Origin of the sequence: Janthinobacterium sp. SUN120 (assembly GCF_030397735.1) — a bacterium.
Classification (GTDB): Bacteria; Pseudomonadota; Gammaproteobacteria; order Burkholderiales; family Burkholderiaceae_D; genus Janthinobacterium; species Janthinobacterium kumbetense.
On record NZ_JAPUBW010000009.1, the window covers coordinates 1 to 22,233 of the forward strand.

General features: G+C 60.5%; 17 protein-coding genes. 12 read left to right on the forward strand and 5 right to left on the reverse strand.

Going from position 1 to position 22,233, the window contains the following annotated elements; all coding sequences use genetic code 11:
- Both O0879_RS28335 and rtcR read right to left on the reverse strand, forming a co-directional pair.
- The coding region (locus O0879_RS28335; protein ID WP_289919992.1) for a hypothetical protein at positions 1–182 on the reverse strand (182 nt) is incomplete at its 3' end.
- Positions 183–1,796, reverse strand: a complete 1,614-nt coding sequence (rtcR, locus tag O0879_RS28340) for an RNA repair transcriptional activator RtcR (RefSeq protein ID WP_289919994.1) — start codon at positions 1,794–1,796, stop codon at positions 183–185.
- Between the two features lie 206 nt (positions 1,797–2,002).
- On the opposite strand from rtcR, the gene O0879_RS28345 reads away from it, so the two are divergent.
- The 5 genes from O0879_RS28345 (at position 2,003) to O0879_RS28365 (ending at position 7,581) form a co-directional block, all read left to right on the forward strand.
- Positions 2,003–3,574, forward strand: a complete 1,572-nt coding sequence (locus O0879_RS28345; RefSeq protein ID WP_289919996.1) for an RNA-binding protein — start codon at positions 2,003–2,005, stop codon at positions 3,572–3,574.
- 271 nt (positions 3,575–3,845) lie between these two features.
- Positions 3,846–5,081, forward strand: a complete 1,236-nt coding sequence (locus O0879_RS28350; RefSeq protein ID WP_289907496.1) for an RtcB family protein — start codon at positions 3,846–3,848, stop codon at positions 5,079–5,081.
- 5 nt (positions 5,082–5,086) lie between these two features.
- Entirely contained in the window at positions 5,087–6,106 is a 1,020-nt protein-coding gene (gene rtcA, locus O0879_RS28355; protein WP_289919998.1) for an RNA 3'-terminal phosphate cyclase, read from the forward strand.
- Positions 6,107–6,236: 130 nt separating this feature from the next.
- Positions 6,237–6,722, forward strand: coding sequence for a cytochrome c-550 PedF (gene pedF / locus O0879_RS28360; RefSeq protein WP_035824926.1), 486 nt, complete (start codon positions 6,237–6,239; stop codon positions 6,720–6,722).
- Positions 6,723–6,747: 25 nt separating this feature from the next.
- Complete coding sequence (locus tag O0879_RS28365) at positions 6,748–7,581, forward strand: transporter substrate-binding domain-containing protein (RefSeq protein WP_289919999.1); 834 nt, start codon at positions 6,748–6,750, stop codon at positions 7,579–7,581.
- Positions 7,582–7,640: 59 nt separating this feature from the next.
- Here O0879_RS28365 and O0879_RS28370 read toward each other — a convergent pair whose 3' ends face one another.
- Positions 7,641–9,779 carry a TonB-dependent receptor gene (locus O0879_RS28370; RefSeq protein WP_289920001.1) on the reverse strand — a complete coding sequence of 713 codons (2,139 nt, stop codon included), beginning with the start codon at positions 9,777–9,779 and terminating at the stop codon, positions 7,641–7,643.
- 204 nt (positions 9,780–9,983) lie between these two features.
- Here O0879_RS28370 and O0879_RS28375 point away from each other — a divergent pair, with 204 nt between their 5' ends.
- From O0879_RS28375 to O0879_RS28405, 7 genes are all read left to right on the forward strand, one after another.
- Positions 9,984–10,940 (forward strand): beta-propeller fold lactonase family protein, encoded by a 957-nt coding sequence (locus tag O0879_RS28375; protein WP_289900647.1) that lies wholly within the window; start codon positions 9,984–9,986, stop codon positions 10,938–10,940.
- A gap of 344 nt (positions 10,941–11,284) precedes the next feature.
- Complete coding sequence (gene adh, locus O0879_RS28380) at positions 11,285–12,805, forward strand: aldehyde dehydrogenase (RefSeq protein ID WP_070280828.1); 1,521 nt, start codon at positions 11,285–11,287, stop codon at positions 12,803–12,805.
- A gap of 55 nt (positions 12,806–12,860) precedes the next feature.
- Positions 12,861–13,250 (forward strand): DUF779 domain-containing protein, encoded by a 390-nt coding sequence (locus O0879_RS28385; protein ID WP_034756816.1) that lies wholly within the window; start codon positions 12,861–12,863, stop codon positions 13,248–13,250.
- A 49-nt stretch (positions 13,251–13,299) separates the two neighbouring features.
- Positions 13,300–15,036 (forward strand): PQQ-dependent methanol/ethanol family dehydrogenase, encoded by a 1,737-nt coding sequence (locus O0879_RS28390; RefSeq protein ID WP_251351978.1) that lies wholly within the window; start codon positions 13,300–13,302, stop codon positions 15,034–15,036.
- Positions 15,037–15,323: 287 nt separating this feature from the next.
- Positions 15,324–16,484, forward strand: coding sequence for a porin (locus O0879_RS28395; RefSeq protein WP_289920003.1), 1,161 nt, complete (start codon positions 15,324–15,326; stop codon positions 16,482–16,484).
- A 57-nt stretch (positions 16,485–16,541) separates the two neighbouring features.
- Positions 16,542–18,644: a 4Fe-4S binding protein gene (locus tag O0879_RS28400; protein ID WP_289920005.1), complete on the forward strand. Its 2,103-nt coding sequence runs from the start codon at positions 16,542–16,544 to the stop codon at positions 18,642–18,644.
- Complete coding sequence (locus tag O0879_RS28405) at positions 18,634–19,644, forward strand: FAD:protein FMN transferase (RefSeq protein WP_289920007.1); 1,011 nt, start codon at positions 18,634–18,636, stop codon at positions 19,642–19,644. Before O0879_RS28400 ends, O0879_RS28405 begins: the two co-directional genes overlap by 11 nt.
- A gap of 1 nt (position 19,645) precedes the next feature.
- Here O0879_RS28405 and O0879_RS28410 read toward each other — a convergent pair whose 3' ends face one another.
- A complete protein-coding gene (locus tag O0879_RS28410; protein ID WP_289920009.1) occupies positions 19,646–21,634 on the reverse strand; it encodes a sigma-54-dependent Fis family transcriptional regulator in 1,989 nt (662 codons plus the stop codon).
- 335 nt (positions 21,635–21,969) lie between these two features.
- Positions 21,970–22,233, reverse strand: a 264-nt coding sequence (locus O0879_RS28415; RefSeq protein ID WP_289920010.1) for a hypothetical protein, incomplete at its 5' end; no start/stop codon positions are given.

The following is a 22,233-nucleotide window of genomic DNA, read 5'->3' on the forward strand; positions in this document are numbered from 1 at the left end:
CAGGACCGTGAAACAACTTTGCGCCGATGATAGTGCTGCAACCAGTGTGAAAGTAGGTTATCGTCAGGCTTGTTATGCGAAAAAACCCCTTCCGGTGATCCGGTTGGGGTTTTTTTACGTCTGACGGTTTTTTTTTCAGCAGACAGGCATAAAAAAGCAGCGCTGCGCGCTGCCTTTTTCATTTAATTAAGTTGGCAGACTCTATCCCAATCAAGGTCAAAGCGGGCCAGGTATTTTTTGAGCCTGTCGGCATCGTTGGGTTTAGCTTTCGCCGCGCGCGATACGGCATACAGGGTACGGCCGGCATCGGACATATTGTTCGATTGCCGGCAAATCTTGATCACTGCCTGCAGCTGCAGCGCATCAAACAGGTCGAGCTGCGTGGCTGCCTCGCTTCCCATGATATCGGCCAGGTCGATTTCCGTGCCGCCGGCAGGTTTGTCATGATGCTGCCACATCCGCTTCAAGCGCCGGATTTCCTCATCGACGACAGCATCCGTGATACGGCCCGCTTCCGACAGGGTGGCCAGGCGCGTGACAGCGGCGGATAAATCGCGGAAATTACCCTTCCATACCGAGGTGGGCAGGGTGGCGAAACGCATGAAACGCTCGTGCGCCTCCTTGTTGAAGCGTACGCGTTCGCCCGTTTCCGCGCTGTATTGTGTCAGCAGGTATTCCAGGTTCGGTTCGATGTCTTCCGGCCGCTGCGCCAGCCCCGGCAATTCGTACGTCCACAGGTTGATGCGCGCATACAGGTCTTCGCGGAAGCGGCCGGTCATCACTTCTTTGCCCAGGTCGCGGTTGGTGCCGGCGATCAGCTGGAAGTCGCTCTGCACCTCCGTATCGGCACCGACGGGAAAGAAGCGCTTTTCTTCAATAGCTTTCAGCAGCATCGCCTGCTCGTCGAGTCCCAGTTCGCCGATTTCATCGAGAAACAGCAGTCCCTTGTGCGCGCTGCGCAGCAAGCCTGGACGATCCGAGCCTGCGCCTGTGAAGGAGCCCTTGATATGGCCGAACAAGGTGGAGGCTGCGCCATCGCCATGCAATGTGGCGCAATTGAGGTCGATGAATTTTCCGTCGATCTGGTGGCGCGATTTTTTCAGTTCATACACGCGGCGCGCGAGGAAGGATTTGCCGGCGCCGGTAGGTCCCATCAGCAGCATGGGGGCTTTCGATTTGATGGCGACGCGCTCGATTTCATCGATCATGCCGTTGAACTTCGCATTGCGCGTGGCGATGCCGGACTTCAGGAAGGCCACGCCTTCGGCCTGCTCGCGCGTAAAACGCTGGGCAATCTGGTCGTAGCGCGACAGATCGAGGTCGATCAATGCGTAACTGCCGGGATTGCCGGTGGCCTGGCGCTTCGGCGGCGACGTTTGCACGAGACGGCCAGGAAAATAGCGCGCTTCCGTCATCAGGAACATACATATCTGCACCACGTGGCTGCCGGTGGTGATGTGAATCCAATAGTCTTCCTTGTCCGGATCGAAGGGGTAGCTATTGGCAAAGTCGTAGAGCGCGCCATACACATTTTCGAAGTCCCAGGCATCGCTGATAGGCAGTTCATGGGAGATTAGCCTGGTTTCGGGCGAGACGCTGGCAATATCCTGCGACACCTGGCGTACCAGGTTGTCAAACTGGCTGCCCGCGTACAGCAACTCGAAGCGGTCGATGATCTTGTCCTCGTGCTGGGTCAGGGCGATGCTGGGACGCCACTTTTCCCAGCGTGCAGCTCCCCTGCCATTGTCGAGCTGCGTGCCGAGAAAACCGATGACGACGGTGCGTTTTGCTTGCATATATGGGATAAAAATTTATCTGAAAAGATAATTGTATTCCAAATCGCGGTTGCATAGATATGTTCAAGGTAAAGCCTGCATGAAAATATTATTCAATTAAATCAATTGGTTATGGAGATTTTTGAGGAAATATTGAAAGCTGGCACAGCGCTTGCAATAGAGGAAATACCAACGAGATAAACGTAGAGAGCAGAGAGGAACGAAAAATGGCCAACGCCCAGTTATTCCAGAGCGCGCAACAGACAGCAACCATGCCAGCGGCGCTGGCACGCAATGCCGAAGGCGCACCCGCCTACGCGCTGACGCCCCGGCATCAGCTGGCGCAGTACGCGGCCACCGGCTGCCTGAATACGACGTTTTATGCCAGCGCCGAAGCGCAACTGGCGAAAGTACGCGAGCTGTGCCTGGCGGTCGAGCCGGCCTTCATCGCGCAGACGGCCGTGTACTGCCGCGAACGGGGCTACATGAAAGACATGCCGGCCTTGCTGGTGGCCATGCTGGCGGGGCAGGGCGCCGCGGAATGCGCGCCGGCCTTTCAGCGTGTGATTAACAACGGCAAGATGCTGCGCAACTTCGTGCAGATCATGCGTTCGGGCGCCATCGGCCGCAAGTCGCTGGGATCGCGTCCGAAAAAACTGGTGCAGGCATGGCTGAACGGCGCGTCGGAACAAGCCTTGCTGGCCGCGGCCGTGGGCAATGCGCCATCGCTGGCCGACGTGGTCAAGATGGTGCATCCGAAACCGCAGGAAGCGTGGCGCGCGGCTTTCTTCGCCTGGCTGATCGGCAAGCCGTACGATGCCGCGGCCTTGCCGCCGGCGCTGGCCGCGTTCGAAGCTTACAAGCTTGATCCAGCGCAAACGATACCGGACGTGCCCTTCCAGATGCTGACGGCGCTGCCCTTGAGCGCACAGGATTGGGCGCAGATCGCCCGCCAGGGCAGCTGGCAGATGGTGCGCATGAATCTGAATACCTTTGGCCGCCACGGCGTGTATGCGATAGCCGGCATGCCGGAGCTGATCGCCGCCAAGCTGCGCGATCCCGAGGCGATTGGTCGGGCACGGGTGTTTCCGTACCAGCTGATGTCGGCTTGCATGGCGGCCGGCGAGAGCGTGCCGGCCATCGTGCGCGAAGCGCTGGAACAGGCGCTGGAAATATCGCTGCTGAACGTGCCGCAGATCGCTGGCAAGGTGGTGGTGTGCCCCGACGTTTCCGGTTCGATGTCCTCGCCCGTCAGCGGTTTTCGCGGCAGCGCCACGTCCAGCGTGCGCTGCATCGATGTGGCGGCGCTGGTGGCGGCGGCCATGCTGCGCAAGAATCCGGATGCCATGGTGCTGCCGTTCGAGCACAGCGTGGTGCAGTGCGGACTCGGCGCGGATGATAGCGTGATGAGCAACGCGGCCAGGCTGGCAGCCATCGGTGGCGGCGGTACCAATTGCAGCGCGCCGCTGCTGCGCATGAACAGCAAGAAGGAGCTGGCCGACCTGGTGATTTATGTGTCCGATAACGAATCGTGGATCGACGCCAAACGCAGCGGCGCCACGGCGACGATGGGACAGTGGGATGTCTTCAAACAGCGCAATCCGCAAGCAAAGCTGGTATGCATCGATATTGCGCCGCATGCCACCACGCAGGCGATGGAGCGCGAGGATATTCTGAATATCGGCGGTTTTTCCGACGACGTCTTCAAGATCATCGCCGCCTTTGCCGCCGGCCGGCTGGATCCCGCCCACTGGGTGGGAGAAATCGCCGCCATCGATATCGCAGCACCAGGTTGTTGAAGCAAAGCGCATGAATGCGGACAGGACTACATAACAGGCGTCCTGTCCACGCTTGTCATGCGCCGTAGTACCCCGAATGCCGACAGGATTACATCGATCAGCCGCGTCAGACCGGCCTGGCAGGCGCAGTGCGTCTGCCAGAAATCCTGTCCCCCCTTGTCGGGTTGTCGTACTGATGAATGCCGGTGGAACTACATCCTGGGCCGATGCGTCGGCAACTGTTTCACCAACCCTGGTCATCACCCCCTATACAATAGAAGAAGAGATAGCGATGAAAAACGAAGAATACGAAGTCCTGCATACCGAAGGCAGCCGTCCAGTGAAAATGTGGACGCGTGGCGTGCCTGTCGAAGAAGCGGCTAAAAAACAATTGCGCAACACGGCGACCCTGCCGTTCATTTACAAGCATATCGCCGTCATGCCCGACGTCCACCTGGGTAAGGGGTCGACCATCGGCAGCGTGATTCCCACCCTGGGCGCCGTGATTCCGGCGGCCGTGGGCGTGGATATCGGCTGCGGCATGATGGCGGCGAAAACCACGCTGACGGCGAACGATCTGCCCGATAACCTGGGACCGCTGCGCAGCGCCATCGAACGCGCCATTCCGCACGGGATGTCGCCGAAGACGCGCGGCCACCGCGGTCGCGACGAAGGTTCCTGGCATACGCCGCCCTCGGTGGTCGATGCCGCGTGGCTGCAATTGAAGGATGAATTCGATGCGATCTGCCTGAAAACGCCAAAGCTGAAAAATACGAACAATTACCGCCACCTGGGAACCTTGGGTAGCGGCAACCACTTCGTCGAAGTGTGCCTCGACGAGCAGGGTTCCGTATGGTTCATGCTGCATTCCGGTTCGCGCGGCGTGGGCAATGCCATCGGCACCCATTTCATCGAACTGGCCAAGCAGGATATGCGCACCCACTTCATCAACCTGCCCGACCAGGATTTGGCTTACCTGGCCGAGGGAACGCAGCATTACGATGATTACGTGGAAGCGGTGGGCTGGGCCCAGCGTTTCGCCCGCAACAACCGCGAAGTGATGATGCAGAACCTGATCGCCGCCGTGCGCACGGTCATCCATAAACCGTTCCAGACGCACGTGGAGGCCGTCAACTGCCACCATAACTATGTGCAGAAGGAGCACCACTTCGGCAAGGATGTATTGATCACGCGCAAAGGTGCTGTGTCGGCCCGTGCGGGCGAACTGGGGATCATTCCCGGCTCCATGGGCGCGAAGAGTTTTATCGTGCGCGGCAAGGGCAATGCGGAGAGTTTCCATAGCTGCAGCCACGGTGCGGGACGCACGATGAGCCGCACGGAAGCGAAGCGGCGCTTCAACCTGGATGACCAGATCCGCGCCACCGAAGGCGTGGAATGCCGCAAGGATGAAAACGTCATTGATGAAATCCCGATGGCTTACAAGGATATCGATGCGGTGATGCTGGCGCAGCGCGAGCTGGTCGATGTCGTGCATATCTTGAAGCAGGTCGTCTGCGTCAAAGGATAAGAGAGATGATAGAAATAGATGGAGCGCAAGGCGAAGGCGGCGGACAGATTTTGCGTTCGGCGCTGAGCCTGTCGATGATCACGGGGCAACCGTTTCGCCTGATTAACATTCGCGCGGGGCGGGAAAAGCCCGGCTTGCTGCGCCAGCATCTGCTGGCCGTGCAGGCGGCAACCGCCATTTGCGGGGCGCGCACGACGCCGGTGGCGCTGCGCGCGTCGAGCCTGGAATTCGTTCCCGGCCCCCTGCGCGGCGGCGATTACCGCTTTGCCATCGGCAGCGCCGGCAGCTGCACCCTGGTGCTGCAAACCTTGCTGCCGGCCCTGCTGCATGCGGATGGGCCATCCACCGTGCGCGTCACTGGCGGCACGCACAATGCCATGGCACCGCCCGTGCATTTTTTGCAGCGCGCGTATGGCCGCATCCTGCAGCAGATGGGCGCCGAGGTGGAGATCGCGCTGCAACGCTACGGCTTTCATCCTGCGGGCGGCGGCGAGGTGACGGCCACCGTGCAACCGTGCCGGCGCTTGCAGCCGATTCAACTGCTGCAGCGCGGCGAACGGAAGGCGGGGTATGCGGAAAGCGTGGTGGCGGGCGTGCATGTGCAGGTGGCGCAGCGCGAGCTCGAGCGTGTCGCCAGCGGCATGGGCTGGAGCGGCAAGCAACTGCGCCTCGTCGGCTTGCCGGCGGAGCAGGGGCCGGGCAACGTCCTGCTGCTGACCCTGGAGCATGAGCATGTCACGGAAGTGTTTACTTCGTTCGGCGAAAAGTCCTTGCTGGCCGAGTCCGTGGCCAAGCGCCTGTTGAACGAGGTGCGCGCCTATCTCAAGACGGACGCGGCCGTCGGCGAGCATCTGGCCGACCAGCTCTTGCTGCCCATGGCGCTGGCGGGCGGCGGTACCTTCAGCTGCAACAAGGTGTCGCAGCATGCGCTGACGAATGCGGAGGTGATTGCCCGATTTTTGCCCGTGCGTATCACTTTCGAGCAGCAGGCGCGCGGCAGCATCTGCACGGTGGCCGCCGCCTGAGGCGCGTGGTGACACAACCACGTGTTGCAGCTGTTCCAAATTGATACATGGCCGGCCGGATGTGGGGCATATGTGCATGGCATGGCATTTGCTCTTCTTTGGTATTGACTAAAAAACCAAGGAGACCAGCATGACCTATTCCATTCGTACCCTGCTCGGCGTGGCGGCGGCCGGCGCCGTTGCCCTCACTTCCCTGCTGACCTTGCCGCATGCCTATGCGCACGGCAATGTCACGCCGCAAGGCGTCGACACCACGGGCTTGCCCAAGGTGGGCGACAAATGGCTCGAGCAAAACCCGTATCGGGGCAACAAACTGGCCTTGACAGTGGGCACCTCGGCCTACAACCAGAATTGCGCCCGCTGCCACGGCATCGAAGCCATCTCGGGCGGCATCGCGCCGGACTTGCGCCAGCTGGACCGCGATTGTTTCGGTATCAAGAATGAGACAAAGAAACAGGCGTGCTACAAGGAAACGGACAATTACTACCTGACCACCATCCGCCACGGTAAAGTGCGCAATGGGGCCGTGTACATGCCGCCGTTCGAAGGCGTGTTCAACCAGGAAGCCATGTGGGCCATCAAGACCTATCTGGAAACGCGCCGCGAATCGAATTAAGTCGAACTGATCACGAAGGAGTCCCATGCGTTCATTTCAATTCCGGGGCGCGCGCGCGATGATCTTGCTCGCTTGCCTGGCGCTGTGCGCCGCCGCGCCGGCGCGCGCCGACTGGCAAAAGGTGCAGCAGTCGGGCAGCCTGAAAGTGGCTGTGTACAACGAATTCGCGCCGTTTTCCGACAAGGGTACGGGCATCGATATCGATATTGCCGAAGCGCTGGCGAAAAAGCTGGGGCTGAAACTGAGCTTGTTGCCATTTCCCGCCGGCGAAAACCTCAACGACGATTTGCGCAATATGGTGTGGAAGGGACATTACCTCGGTTACGGCCCCGCCGATGTGATGTTGCATGTGCCGGTCGACAAGAAGTTGATGGCGGACAACGACAAGGTCGAGATCTTCGCGCCATACTATGTGGAAACCGTGCGCCTGGCGCGCAGTGCGCAAGCCGTGCCGCAATTCGATGGCGTCGCCTCGCTGGCCGGCAAGCGCATCGGCGTGGAAAAGGTGTCGATCGCGGCCATGCTGATGCTGGGCGAAGACAATGGCAAGTACCGCGACGACGTACGCATCTTCGATACGGCCGCCGAAGCCTTGCAGCAATTGCAGGCGGGCAAGCTCGACGCCGTGCTGGCCAACCGTTCGGAAATCGAATCGGTGCTGAAAAGCGATCCCGCTTTCCCCATGAGCGAAGTGGCGTTTGCTCGCCTGCCGCGTGCGGGCTGGGCCGTGGGCCTGGCCGTCAGCCGCCAGCAGCTCGACGTGGGCAAGTTGCTGCAGGCAGCCATGAATGAGATGGCTGCCAGCGGCGAATTGAAAGCCATCTTCGAGAAATATGGCGTGAAGGAAGCACGGCCGTAGCAGGCCATGTTGAATGACAATAAAGCCCGCGCATCGGAAGAGGCGCGGGCTTTTTAGTTTTAGAAACTATATTGGGCGCTAACGCCCAGCAACCAATTACGTCCCGGCGCCGCTTCATAGTAGCGCTTGTTGCTATCGCCAACGATGACGGAACCCACGTAGGTCTTGTCGAAAAGATTGTTCAGGCGGGCAAACTCCTTGAAGCGCCAATTGCCCACGTTTTGCCTGGCGTTGACGCGCGCATTGAATACCGTGTAGCCGGGCGCCGGTTTTTCGATGTTGCTGTCTTCCGCGTAGACCTGGTTGCTGGCCACGCTTTCCAGCGCTGCGCCAAAACGGTCGAACGTATCTTTCCAGGCCAGTTCAGCGAACAGGTTAGCGCTGGGTACACCCGGCAAGCGGCTGCCTTCGCGCACGCCGCCAAATGCCTGGTCATACACGGCATGCAGGCTGGTCAGCGCCACTTTGGTCGTGAAGCCGTATGGCAGGTTCGAATCCAGCGACACTTCCATGCCCTGGCGCAAGGTTTTACCCGCATTGCGATAGCTGGTGCGCCCGCCGCTGGACTTGTCGACCACCAGTTCGTCGTTGGTCTTGATCTGGAACAAGGCCGCATTCACGTGCGTGTTGTTGGCGATCCTGGCCTTGATACCCGCTTCCAGGTTGGTGCTGGTGGCCGGCTTCAAGTTGAAATTGAAGCCGCCGCCCGTGCCCGAGTAAAACAGTTCGTTCAAGGTTGGGGCCTCGAAACCGCGCGCGGCGCTGGCGTAGACGTTGACGTTCGGCGTCAGTTTATACAGCAGGCCCAGCACGGGCGTCGTGTGGCTGAACTCCAGGCTGCCGCTATCGTTGCCGTTGCTGAGGAAATGGTCGTCGACAGCCACTTTCATCTTGCTGTAGCGCACACCTGCGCTGAGCAGCCACGGGCCGCCTTGCCATTCCGCCTGGATATACGGATCGAGGCTGGAGACGACATTCTGCTCGTCGCGGCGCAGCTTGCCTTTTACGCCAAAGCTATTGCCAATGAAATTTTCATAGCCGGTGCGGTCGTCGCTGGAGCGGCCATAGTCGATGCCGATAGTCGTGCTCAGCTTGCCTCCGGCCAGCTGGTTCACGTGCAGCCAGTTGGTGTCGATGCCATAGAATTGGCGCTGGAAATCGACCACGCCGCCCGAATGGCTAGGCGGCGCCTGGAATCCCTTGGTAAACGCCTGGTACTGGATCACGTCGCGGTTGCCGCCATACACCATCACGTGCAGTCGGTCATCGCCGAACGACTGTTCATAAGTGGCGCCGATCTGCTGGTGATCGATGCTCTTGCGCGTGTTGTAGCGCTCGGCCAGGGTGCGTTTCGGGTTCTGCGTGTCCGTCGTGTCGATTTCGCCGGCGCGCGGGTTGGCGGCAAACGTGGGCCAGGTGACGCCCAGGGGATCTTGCGTGTTGCCTTGATGCAGGCTGTTGGCGACGATGGTCAGCTTGCTGTCCGCGGTGGGCTTGACGGTGATCTTGCCGAACGCTTGTTCGCGCGTGGCGGCGCTGTGGTCGCGGAAGCCGTCCGTGCGGAAGCGCGAGCCGTCGAGCACGTAGCCGATGCCGCCCGCCTGACCCTGCGCCGTCAAGTCTACCTTGCTGGTGCCGTAGCTGCCGCCCGTCACATTCAGCTCGACGGAAGGGGGATTTTGTCCATCCTTGGAAAACAGCTGGATCACGCCGCCCGAATGGTTGCCGTAGATGGCAGAAAACGGTCCGCGCAGCACTTCGATACGCTCGGCCGTATCGAGATTGAAAGTGGCGGCCTGGCCCTGGCCGTCCGGCATGCTGGCGGGAATGCCATCGCTGATCAATTTGACGCCGCGCACGCCGAAGGCCGAGCGGGCGCCGAAGCCGCGCGACGAGATTTGCAAGTCTTGCGCGTAGTTCTGGCGGTTTTGCACGACCAGGCCCGGCACGGCGGCCAGCGCTTCCGACGCGTTGACGCGGATTTGGCCATCCTGGATGCGGGCGCTGTCGACCACGTCGATCGAGGCCGGCACTTCCTGGCTGGGGTGGGCGATGCGGCTGCCGCTGACGACCACCGTATCCATGAATTGCCCATTGGCCGGGTCAGCTGCCTCGGCGGCAAAGACGTGAGGGGCGAGGGTGGCGCTGCCGGCGACAAACAGGCTGGCGATGGTGTTCAGGCGGAAACGATGCTGCATGCGGATTCTCCAATGTGAATAAAAGCCTGCTTGATCGCGTGCGCGGTACAGGTCTGCGTAGGTGTATCAAGCAATATGCCTGCCATGTCTCCATTGGTGGGCTGAAATTATACGCGTGTCAGTGGCACGGCGTTTGCATACGGTCATTGTCAGAGGCGCCGATGCGGCGCGCTTTCCCCTCGTTTTGCCATTGAAAAGGTGATTATGCCCAACTTCTTCTCGCGCTTGCGCCAGGTGTGCTGGCTGCTGCCGGCGCTCGCCAGCACCGCTGTCCAGGCCGCTCCATTTGCCTATGTTCCCAACGAAAAGTCGGGCACCTTGAGCGTGATCGACACGGCGACCGACCAGGTGGTGCGCCAGATCGCCGCAGGCAAGCGTCCGCGCGGCATCGCCGCCGACCCCACTGGGCGGCAATTGTTTGTCACGGACGCCGCCAGCAGCGCTTTGCTGCTGATCGACAACGCTGGCGGCGCGCCCGTGCGCACGGTGGCGCTGGGCAAGTCGCCCGAAGGCGTCAGCGCCTCGCAAGACGGTAGTCACGTGGCCGTTGCCGTCGAGGAAAACAATAGCGTGGCCTTGCTCGATGGCCAGACAGGTACCTTGCTCGCCGATATCAAGGTGCAGGGACGCAACCCGGAACATGCCGTCTTCAGCCCGGATGGGCGCTGGCTGCTGGTCAGCGCGGAAGAGGCGGAGCAAGTCGATGTCATTGATGTGGCGCAACGCCGCCAAGTCGCTTCCATCGCCGTGGGGCTGCGTCCGCGCGGCATCGGTTTCAGCCCGGACTCGGGCCGCGCCTACGTGGCGTGCGAACTGGTCAATGCCGTCTACGTGATCGACATGGCCGCGCGCAAGGCGATTGCCACCATTCCAGCGGGCAAGAATGCCAATGGCATCGCCGTCCATCCCGGCGGCAAGCAAGTGTATGTCTCGAACGGCATCGACGGTACGGTGATGGTGATCGACACGGCCAGCAATCAGGTCACGGCCACGATTGGCGTCGGCAAGCGCCCGTGGAACATGGCCATCACGCCGGACGGCGCCAAGCTGTACGTGGCCAATGGCCGCTCGAACAGCGTATCCGTCATCGACACGGCCAGCGCGCGCAAGGTGGCCGATATTGCCGTGGGTGAATTGCCATGGGGCGTGGTGATTCGTTGATTCCTTCATGGCACAGGCGCAGGTGTTCCAGTCTGGTACACCTGTTCCATTGTGCAGCGGCGGCGTGGCGGCACAGCAGGGCTGGCCCGGATTGGAACAGGATGCTGCCACCTTGTTCAAAACGCAAACAGAGCCACGCCCCCACCCAAGTCCGGGGCATGCGCTGAAAAGCGGGCCGGGATTGACGCCACGCCCTTGTAACGAGGGTAAAACCGGCTAAGTTTGTAGTGGGACGGCGAGCTGGCACGGCATTTGCGGAAGACTCCGTGTACTCACCCCATCTGTACCAGGACGTTTGATTTTAATTAAGTATTTCCATTCTAATTAACCCGATAGAGGACGACATGAATCTCGCAGACATCAGCAAACTGGGCGTAGCCAATCCCTTCAAACAACGCTATGACAATTACATCGGCGGCAAATTCGTTGCACCAGTAAAAGGTGAATACTTTCCTAACATCACGCCGATCACGGGCTTGCCGTTTTGCGAAATCGCCCGTTCCACGACGGAAGACGTCGAGCTGGCGCTGGACGCCGCGCACGCCGCCAAGGATGCCTGGGGCAAGACTTCGCCTGCCGAGCGCGCCAATATCCTGAACCGCATCGCCGACCGCATCGAACAGAACCTGAGCCTGATCGCCACGGCGGAAACCATCGACAACGGCAAGCCGATCCGCGAAACGATGAATGCCGACATTCCGCTGGCCATCGACCATTTCCGTTACTTCGCCGGCTGCATCCGCGCCCAGGAAGGTTCCGTCGCGCAAATCGATGCGGAAACCTATGCCTACCATTACCATGAGCCGCTGGGCGTCGTGGGCCAGATCATCCCGTGGAATTTCCCGATCCTGATGGCCGTGTGGAAACTGGCGCCAGCCCTGGCGGCAGGCAATTGCGTTGTCTTGAAACCGGCCGAGCAAACCCCGGCTTCCATCATGGTGTTGATCGAGCTGATCGGCGACCTGCTGCCGCCGGGCGTGCTGAACATCATCAACGGTTTCGGCCTGGAAGCGGGCAAGCCGCTGGCGTCGAGCAAGCGCATCGCCAAGATCGCCTTTACGGGCGAAACGGGCACGGGCCGTCTGATCATGGGCTATGCGGCGCAAAACCTGATTCCCGTCACGCTGGAACTGGGCGGCAAGTCGCCGAACATCTTCTTTGAAGACGTGATGGATGCGGATGATGATTATTTCGACAAGTGCCTGGAAGGTTTTGCGATGTTTGCGCTGAATCAAGGCGAAGTGTGCACCTGCCCGTCGCGCGTACTGATCCAGGAGTCGATCTACGAAAAATTCATCGAACGGGCCTTGAAGCGCGTGGCCGCCATCAAGCAGGGCAATCCGCTCGACTCCGCCACCATGATCGGCGCCCAGGCGTCGCAGGAGCAGCTGGAGAAAATCCTGTCCTACCTCGACATCGGCCGCCAGGAAGGCGCGGAAGTGCTGGCCGGCGGCGAGCGCAACACGCAGGCGGGCGACCTGGAAGGCGGCTATTACGTGCGTCCGACCGTGTTCAAGGGCAATAACAAGATGCGCATCTTCCAGGAAGAGATCTTCGGACCGGTCGTGTCCGTGACCACCTTCAAGGATGAGGCCGACGCGCTGGCGATTGCCAACGATACCTTGTACGGCCTGGGCGCCGGCCTGTGGACGCGCGACGGTTCCCGTGCCTTCCGCATGGGACGTGCCATCCAGGCGGGCCGCGTGTGGACCAATTGCTACCACCTGTATCCGGCCCATGCCGCGTTCGGCGGCTACAAGCAATCGGGTATCGGCCGCGAAAACCACAAGATGATGCTCGACCATTACCAGCAAACGAAGAACTTGCTGGTGAGCTATAGCCCGAAAGCGCTGGGCTTCTTCTAAACCGGCAACAGGCGCCGCGCTTGCTGTCCGGGCGCGGCGCGCAGAAAGGGATGCCATGAGTGCAGCAATTGCCCGGGTGGTCGCCACCGATGCGGCGCTGGAAATGATGGACAAGTTGCGCCAGCGTCACGGCCCGCTGATGTTTTTCCAGTCGGGCGGCTGCTGCGACGGCAGTGCGCCCATGTGCTACGCGCTGGGCGAGTTCGATGTCAGCGACACCGACATTTATCTCGGCAATTTGAATGGCACACCGTTCTACATGGGACTCGAGCAATTCGAGTACTGGGAGCATACCCAGTTGATTATCGATGTGGTCGATGGCAATGGCGGCATGTTTTCACTCGACAACGGCACGGGCAAGCGCTTTTTGACGCGCTCGCGCCTGTTCACCGATGAAGAGTGCGCGCTGTTGCATGCCCAGCCGCATGAGCACCGCAAGACTTGATACACACATACTAATAAAACAGAGGGAGATGATTGTGCAGAAAAAAATCATGGGGATACTCATCGGTTTGGGTTTGGCATCGCTGGCCCAGGCGGCCGACGTGGGCAATGTCACCAATGCCATGCTCGACAGCACGGCGAAGAATCCGGCCAGCGTCCTGTCGTTTGGCATGGGCACGCAAGGCCAGCGCTATTCGCCGTTGACGCAGATCAATGACAAGACCGTGGCCAAGCTGGTGCCGGCGTGGTCGTTTTCGTTCGGCGGCGAAAAGCAGCGGGGCCAGGAATCGCAGCCGTTGATTCACAACGGCAAGATGTTCGTCACGGCATCTTATTCGCGCATCTTTGCCGTCGACCTGAAAACGGGTGCCAAGCTGTGGAAATATGAGCATCGCTTGCCGGACGGCATCATGCCGTGCTGCGACGTGGTCAACCGCGGCGCGGCCCTGTATGGCAATCTGGTGATCTTCGGTACCCTGGACGCCTACCTGGTGGCGCTGGACCAGAACACGGGCAAGATCGTCTGGAAGGAAAAAGTGGACGATTACGCGGCCGGCTACTCGATGACGGCCGCGCCGCTGATCGCCGAAGGCTTGCTGCTGACGGGCGTGTCGGGCGGGGAATTCGGCATCGTGGGTCGGGTCGAAGCGCGCAATCCGATGACGGGCGACCTCGTGTGGAGCCGTCCGACGGTGGAAGGCCATATGGGCCACCGCTACGACAAGGATGGCAAGGCCATCGACAACGGCGTGTCCGGCACTGCGAACAAGACGTGGCCGGGCGACCTGTGGAAAACGGGCGGCGCCTCGACCTGGATGGGCGGCACCTACGATCCGCAAACCAAGCTCGCCTACTTTGGCACGGGCAACCCGGCGCCGTGGAACAGCCACTTGCGTCCCGGCGACAACCTGTACTCGTCATCCACCGTGGCGCTGGACGTGAAAACGGGGCAGATCAAGTGGGCGTATCAGAATACGCCGAACGATGCCTGGGATTTCGACGGCGCCAACGAGTTCGTCACCTTCGACATGGATGGCAAGCGCTACGGCGGCAAGGCCGACCGCAACGGTTTCTTCTATGTGATCGACGCCAACACGGGCAAGCTGCAGAACGCCTTTCCATTCGTGAAGAAAATCACCTGGGCCAGCAGCATCGACCTGAAGACGGGCCGGCCGAATTTCATTGCCGCCGGCCGCCCTGGCGACCCGACCAAGGGAGAGGAAGGCAAGAAGGGCACGACCGTGTTTGCCGCGCCCGCTTTCCTTGGCGCCAAAAACCAGATGCCGATGGCGTACTCGCCGCAAACCAAGCTGTTCTACGTTCCCGCGAATGAATGGGGCATGGATATCTGGAACGAGCCGATCAGCTACAAGAAGGGCGGCGCCTTCCTCGGCGCGGGTTTCACCATCAAGCCCCTGTTTGACGACTACATCGGCGCCATGCGCGCCGTCGATCCGAAGACGGGCAAGATCGTCTGGGAAATCAAGAACAACGCGCCGCTGTGGGGTGGCGTGATGAGTACGGCCGGCAACCTGGTGTTCTACGGCACGCCGGAAGGCTTCCTGAAAGCCGTCGACGCGAAGACGGGCAAGGAATTGTGGAAATTCCAGACGGGCTCTGGCGTCGTGGCGCCGCCCGTCACCTGGCAGGATGGCGACACGCAATATGTGGCCGTCGTTTCCGGCTGGGGTGGCGCCGTGCCGCTGTGGGGCGGCGAGGTGGCGAAGAAGGTCAACTTCCTGGAACAGGGCGGTTCCGTGTGGGTCTTCAAGCTGGCATCGAAGTAACGGGGTGAAGCATCCGGGCCACTCGGATGGGTGTCTCCCTGTCCGCCGGGTGTTTTCTTTTTGCTGACGGCCCAGGCCGTCAGTTTTTTGTTTACCTGGATGCCCGATATGCCTGCTTGCGGTCAAAAAATGAACACCGGCAGTGGCGATTGATCCGCCGCTGCACAAGTCAAATACGTACTTTCTCTTTCTCCCTCTGGGTCGCGCTGGGCACGCTTATTGCCAAAGCTTGAGGTACATCAATCACTGGTGTGCACACTAAAAACAGAGAAGAAAGAGGAGAAGCAATGAATACATTGATCAAGCTGGGGAGCCTGGGTGTCATGACGATCGCAGCGGTGGGACAGGCACACGCCGTCGATATCAAGGCTGGCGACTGGACCGTGTCGGTGGGCGGCATCGTCAACGCTTACTACACGCAAGTGTCGTGTTCGGGCGATGCGGTGGGCGGGCTGGCGCTGGGCGGCCAGGCGCTCGGTTGCGGCGGTGAGAAAGACCGTACGACCATCGGCAACGGCTTGCTGCCGAATGGCTTGATCACCTCGGCAAGCTCGCGGCTGGGCGAATACGACGTGAAAGCCTTGATCGGCATCTACAACTCGACGGCCACGGACAGCGCCATCAGCCAGAACAGCGTGGTCGATGTGCGTCAGGCTTTCTTTACGTTTGGCAATGAACACATGGGTACCTTCAAGCTGGGCCGCGACTACGGCATCTTCGGCGCGAATGCGATTTTGTCCGACATGACCTTGCTGGGCTCGGGCGCACCCGTGCAGGCGACGCAGCGGGGCCGGGTGACCCTGGGCCATATCGGCGCCGGCTATACCTATCTGGGCAACTATGGCCAGATCATGTACAGCTCGCCGAAGTCGGGCGGCTTTGGCGCCGACGTGGCGCTGGTCAGCCCCGTCTCCGATACGCCGATTGTTGCCGGCTCGACCTATTCTTCGAAGTCGAGTCCGCAAGTGCAGGCACAGCTGACGTATGCGCAGGAAGGCTTGAAAGCCTGGCTGGGCGTGAAGTCGCAAAAATTCACGTCGAAAACGCCGGGCGTCGATGACTTGACCATGCGCGGCGTGGAAGTGGGCGGCTCGTACCAGATGGGTCCGGCTGGCGTGCTGGTCAACTTCCAGGGTGGCAAGGGGCTGGGCATCCTGTCCGATGCGGACCAGGGCGATACCAAGTCGAAGAACTGGCTGTTGCAAGGCACGTACAAGACGACAGACAAGCTGAAACTGGGCTTGTCCTACGGCATCAGCAAGAACGACGACAACACGGCCGGCACGGGCGGCTTGAAGTCGAACGCCAACCTGACCCTTGGCGCGTATTACTCGCTCAACAGCGCGATCACCCTGGTGGGCGAACTGGGCCAGACGCGCTCGAAAGGCTTTACGGGCGGCGAAGCGAAGATGAATGGCGTGTCCCTGGGCGGCATTATTTTCTTCTAATAAACGAACGCGGCGCCTTGTGACAAGGCGCCGCACGGAGCGTGGTGCATGCGGATAATGCGGTTGTTCATCGGATGCTGGCTATTCCTGTTTATCCTGGGACAGGCGTGGGCGGGCGTGCTCGCGAAGGCCGAGCTGGTGCGGCGTTTTCCTGCTCCCATCGTCGTGGGCGACAAGGAGACCGACTTGCCCGTCTGGCCATTGTTCCGGCAAAACGCCACGGCCACGGAGCTGGTCGGCTACGTATTTGAATCCGTGGACCTGGCGCCGATTCCCGGCTTTTCCGGCGTTCCTGTCAATTTATTGATCGCTATCAATCCCCAAGGGAGTTTTCTCGACGTGGCCGTGCTGTCGCAGCACGAACCCGTGTTTCTCGATGGCCTGGGCGAAGCGCCCTTGTTTCAGTTCGTCAAACAGTATCAGGGACTGTCGCTGAAGCAGAATATCGCTATCGATGCCAGGAAGAAACGCGCCACGGACGCCACGCACGCCGATATCGATGGCGTGTCGAAGGCCACGGCTTCTGTGCGCATCATCAACCAGAGCGTGCTGGCGTCGGCCTTGAAAGTGTCGCGCAAAAAACTGGGCTTCGCGCAAGGCCGTGACCCGGACCAGATCGCCCGCATCCGCATGGACGTGTTCGAAAAGCTTGATGTCGCGCAAATGTTAAAGCAGGGTTTGATCCAGCATGTGCGGTTGAGCAACAAGGAGATTGAAAGCCTGTTTGCCGGCAGTCCCGGTGCGGGCCTCGATGGGGAAGCCACGCGCGCGCCGGATGAAGTGTTTATCGACCTGTACCTGGCGTATGTGTCCGTGCCCAGCGTGGGGCGCAATCTGTTGACGGAACGCAGCTGGAACAAATTGCGCAACCGGCTGGACGAAGGCGACCACGCCATCCTCGTCATGTCGCGCGGTCGCTACAGCGTGCTGGGCGACGATTTCGTGCGCGGCACCGTGCCGGACCGGCTATTGCTGAAGCAGGATGGCTTGCCCATCGACATGCGCGACCTGGACCTGGAATTGCAATTGGCGGATACGACGCTGTTGCCGACGGAAAATGTCGCCGTCTTGCGCGTCATCAGCCAGGCGGGGCTCGATGCGGCCAGTCCGCTGGCTTTTACCATGCCGATCACGCGCAGCAAGGGCATCGTGTATCCGGAACGCATTGCCCGCAATGTGGATGTCAATTACCGCCTGCCGGCCGATTTTTACACGGCGCCGCAAGGCGACGATGCCACGTGGCGCGGCACGTGGAAAGGGCGCAAGACGGAGTTGCTGCTGTTGCTCGCCGGGCTGGCGCTGCTGGCCGGCGCATTGGCATGGCAGAAACGCCTCGTGCGCGATGGCCGCCAATTTGTCTGGTTCCGTCGCCTGTTCCTGTTGTTTACCATCGGCTTCATCGGCTATTACGCGCAGGGGCAGTTGTCGATCGTCAACATCACGGGCGTCATCCAGGCCCTGCTGGCCGGGCGCAGCCTGGGCTTTTTCCTGTTCGATCCGATGACGGTGATCCTGTGGGCGTTTGTGCTGCTCAGCCTGCTGATCTGGGGGCGCGGCACGTTTTGCGGCTGGCTGTGTCCGTTTGGCGCCCTGCAGGAATTCACGGGCAAGCTGGGCCAGTGGCTGCGCTTGCCCCAATGGAAAATCAAGCCGCGCTTGGATGGGCGCCTGAAATGGATCAAGTATGGCTTGCTGGCGGCCATTCTGGGCAGCAGCGTATTTTCCAGCCAGATCACGGACAAGCTGGTGGAACTGGAACCGTTCAAGACGGCGATTACCCTGAATTTCGTGCGGGCCTGGCCGTTTGTCGCGTATGCCGCGGGCTTGCTGTTGCTCAGTAGTGTTTCCTACAAATTCTTTTGCCGCTACCTGTGTCCGTTTGGCGCGGCGCTGGCGCTGCTGGGACGTTTTCGCCTGTTCAACTGGATTCCCCGTCGCAAGGAGTGCGGCACGCCTTGCCAGACTTGCCGCCACCGTTGCGAGCATCACGCCATCGCGCCTGGCGGGAAAGTCGATTATGGCGAGTGTTTCCAGTGCATGGATTGCGTGGTGATTTACGCCAGCGATGAAAAATGCGCGCCCTTGATGCTGGAAATCAAGCGTGCCCGTACCATTCCCATCGTCCGGGCCACGCCAGAGGAGAGCAGCAATGCAGCGTAGAACGTTTATTTCCGCCGCCATCGGCAGCGTGGCCGGCATGGCGGGCTTGTCTTTGCCGGGCAGTATGGCGCGGGGCACGGCCACGGCGTCCGGCGTGCGCCCTTACCGAGGGGCCGCGCTGGCGTTTGGCACGACCATCGCCGTCACCGTGTTGCATCACGATCAGCGCCAGGCCGAACTGGCCATCGAGGACGCCTTGCATGCGGCGAGGAATATCGACCGCCTGATGAGCATTTACAGCCCGACCAGCCAAGTCTTCCAGCTGAACCGCGACGGCCGCCTGGCCCGGCCGGATGCGCATTTGCTGGCCGTGCTGGCGCAGGCGCAAGCCTTGTCGCAATGGAGCGATGGGGCGTTTGATATCACGGTGCAACCTTTGTGGCAGCTGTTTCGCGCGGCGGCAGACCAGGCAAGCTTGCCGACGGACACCTTGCGCCGCGCGGCGCAGGCGCGGGTAGGCTGGCGGCAACTGGCGTGGGATAGTCGGGAAGTGCGTTTTCTGCAGCCGGGCATGGCACTGACCTTGAATGGCCTGGCGCAAGGCTACGCGGCAGACATGGCGCTGGCAGCCGTGCAGGCGCGCGGCATACGGCACGCGCTGCTCGATACGGGCGAATTCGTTGCGCGTGGGCAGCGTGGCGTGCGCCGCCCGTGGACCTTGGGTATCCAGGATCCGCGCGACGCTAAAATCCTGGCGGCCACCTTGAAAGTGGAGGGGCGCAGCGTGGCCACGTCGGGCGACTACGAATGCACGTTCACGCCCGATTTCGTGCATCACCACATCTTCGACCCATCGAAGGGCGATTCGCCGCGTGAACTGGCCAGCGTGACCGTGCTGGCGCCCACGGGTTTGCTGGCCGATGGCTTGTCGACCACCTTCATGGTCACGGGCGCGGCGCGTGCGCATGCGATGGCCGCGCACATGGAGGGCGTCGACCTGATGACCATCGACAAGCAGGGCCGGCGCGCAATGTCGCCCGGCTTTTCCCATTTACTCTAGGCTATTTCAGGTGCGGCACCTTGCGATAGATCGTGTTGCGCGACACGCCCAGGGCCCGAGCCGTGGCCGAGACGTTGCCGCCGTGGGCATCGAGCGACTTGAGGATCACGCTTTGCTCCATCTCTTCCAGGTTGGCGCCGGCGGCGATCATGCGGTCCGTGCTGGCGCTGGCGGCAGTCGCTTGCGTTATCTCAATATCGTCGAGGAAATCATCGGGCATGTGGCGCAAACAGATTTCATGTTCGTCGCCCGCCATGACGATGGCCGTGCGCAAGAGATTGGTTAGCTGGCGGAAATTGCCAGGCCATTTATGCTGGTGGAACATGCGCAAGATGTCCGGCGCCACCGTGTAGCGCGTGTCGGGCGCTTCCGTTGCGAGGATTTTTTTCACGACCGTGTCCAGGTCCGTGCGTTCGCGCAGCGGCGGCAGTTTTACCACCAGGCCATTCAGGCGGTAATACAAGTCTTCGCGAAACAGTCCCTTGGCCATGCGTTCGCGCAAGTTGTGATTCGTGGCGCAAATGAGTTCCACGTTGACGGTGATGGATTTGCTGCTGCCCAGGGGCGTGACCATGCGTTCCTGCAACACGCGCAACAGCCGCGCCTGCAAGCCAAACGGCATGTCGCCGATTTCATCGAGGAACAGGGTGCCGCCATTGGCTTGCAGGATCTTGCCGATCGCGCCTTTCTTGCGCGCGCCCGTAAAGGCGCCGTCTTCATAGCCGAACAGTTCGGATTCGATCAGGGTTTCCGGGATGGAAGCGCAATTGACGGCAATAAACGGTCCCATGGCCCGTGGCGAGTCGTTGTGGATGGCTTGCGCCAGCAATTCCTTGCCGGTGCCCGTTTCGCCCATGACGAGGATGGGGATGTCGCGCCCCAGCACCTTGTTGACCTTTTCGATCACCAGTTCCAGTTGCGGATCGCCCGTGCGCAGGTAGCGCAAGCCGGACAGGCGTCGCGCTGCGTTGGCCGCATGGCTGGCGGACGCGGGAACCTGTGCCGGCACGGCGTTGATATCGCTATGGTCGGTGCTGGCAGTAAAGCCGTGCTGGAAGACGCTATTGGACAGGCGCAACTGCGCGCGCCCATACACGCGCACGCCGCTGTGCATGCACAGGTTCAGCAAACCGGGCGCGGCCGTGCGGTAATGATCGTACAGGGCAGACACGGGCAAGCCGAACAGGGAGCTGAAGGTATGTGATTGCAGGGCGGCAAATGACAGGCCCAGCTGGAACAAGCCGTTTTTATTGGCGGATAAAAACCGTCCGCCCGGCGTGAACGAGGCGATGCCTTCCATTAAGGTGCCGATGAATTCGGGGCGAGCATGGAAGTGCACGGTGATGGCATCCTCGAACGTGGCGGAAAACAACTGGTTTTCGATCATCAGCGCCGACATGCGCACGAGAGCCATCGTATGCTTGTGGAAACTGCGCTGGTCGCTGGACACGTCCAGCACGCCGATGACGTTGCCCCGGTGGTCGGTAATTGGTGCCGCGGAGCACGTCAGGAAATGATTGGCGGCCAGGTAATGCTGGTCCGCATGGACCAAAGTCGGTACTTTTTCCGTGATGGCCGTGCCGATGGCATTCGTGCCGCGGCTCTGTTCCGACCATGCCACGCCTGGCTGCAGGGCGACCCGGTTGGCTTTCTCCAGGAAATCATCGTCGCCCAGCGAATGCACGATCACGCCGTTGGCATCCGTGAGAATCACCATATTGTGCGTGTTGACGATTTGCTGGTACAGGGTTTCCATGGCCGGCAGCGCGTGCGTGTGCAACATGCGGTTTTGCTCGATCAGCAAGGACAGATCGGATTTGCCGGCCGGCGTGAAGTCGGGCGTGGCCGTGGGCGACAGGCCGAAGGCGACGGAACGCTGGTGGGAAGTTTCGATGATGACGGGGACGTTGTCTTGTCCTGCCGGCAAAATGTTCGCGTCCGCGATGGACGAAAACGGTGCGCTACGGTAAGTAGCTGACGGTTGATACATGATCTCGTTGCCTCCGTTGGGCCCTGTACTGCGGCGCTCTTTTGAATATCGAGAGTGTTCCATAATGTAGCACCTGTCACAGATGGGAGCAAAGCAAAGCGAACCGGGCTATCCCCAGTGTTGCTGCCAGGCCCAGAGTTGCTCCCCTCGGTGGTCGGTGCATGTGTTCATATAAGCAATTGCGGTGCCAGGCCTATTGCCTTTGATCTGGCGCAAAAAAATAGCGCTTGCGGGGTGCGCAGGGCACGGCTATAATTCGCCCCCTCGCTGAACGACGCATGCAAATGCCGAGTGAGATGAGGAAAAGAAGGAGTTGACGGACGTAGCAAATTGCTTCATACTCTTCCTTCTTCGCAGCTGACAAACACAACGCTTTGTCGATAGCGCGAAAGCAGTACCGAATACAGTTCTTTAACAATTAACAGTCGATAAGTGTGGGCATTTGATGTAGGTGCAGCAGCGATCTTCGGATTGCTGTAATACTTAAAATATATCAAATGTTCACAAGAAATAATGAAATAGGCGCTACGAAAGTAGTGGCCTGTCAGTTTTTTGAGTGAGCGACCCATCAGCAATGATGGTGCCGGTAAAACGGCAAA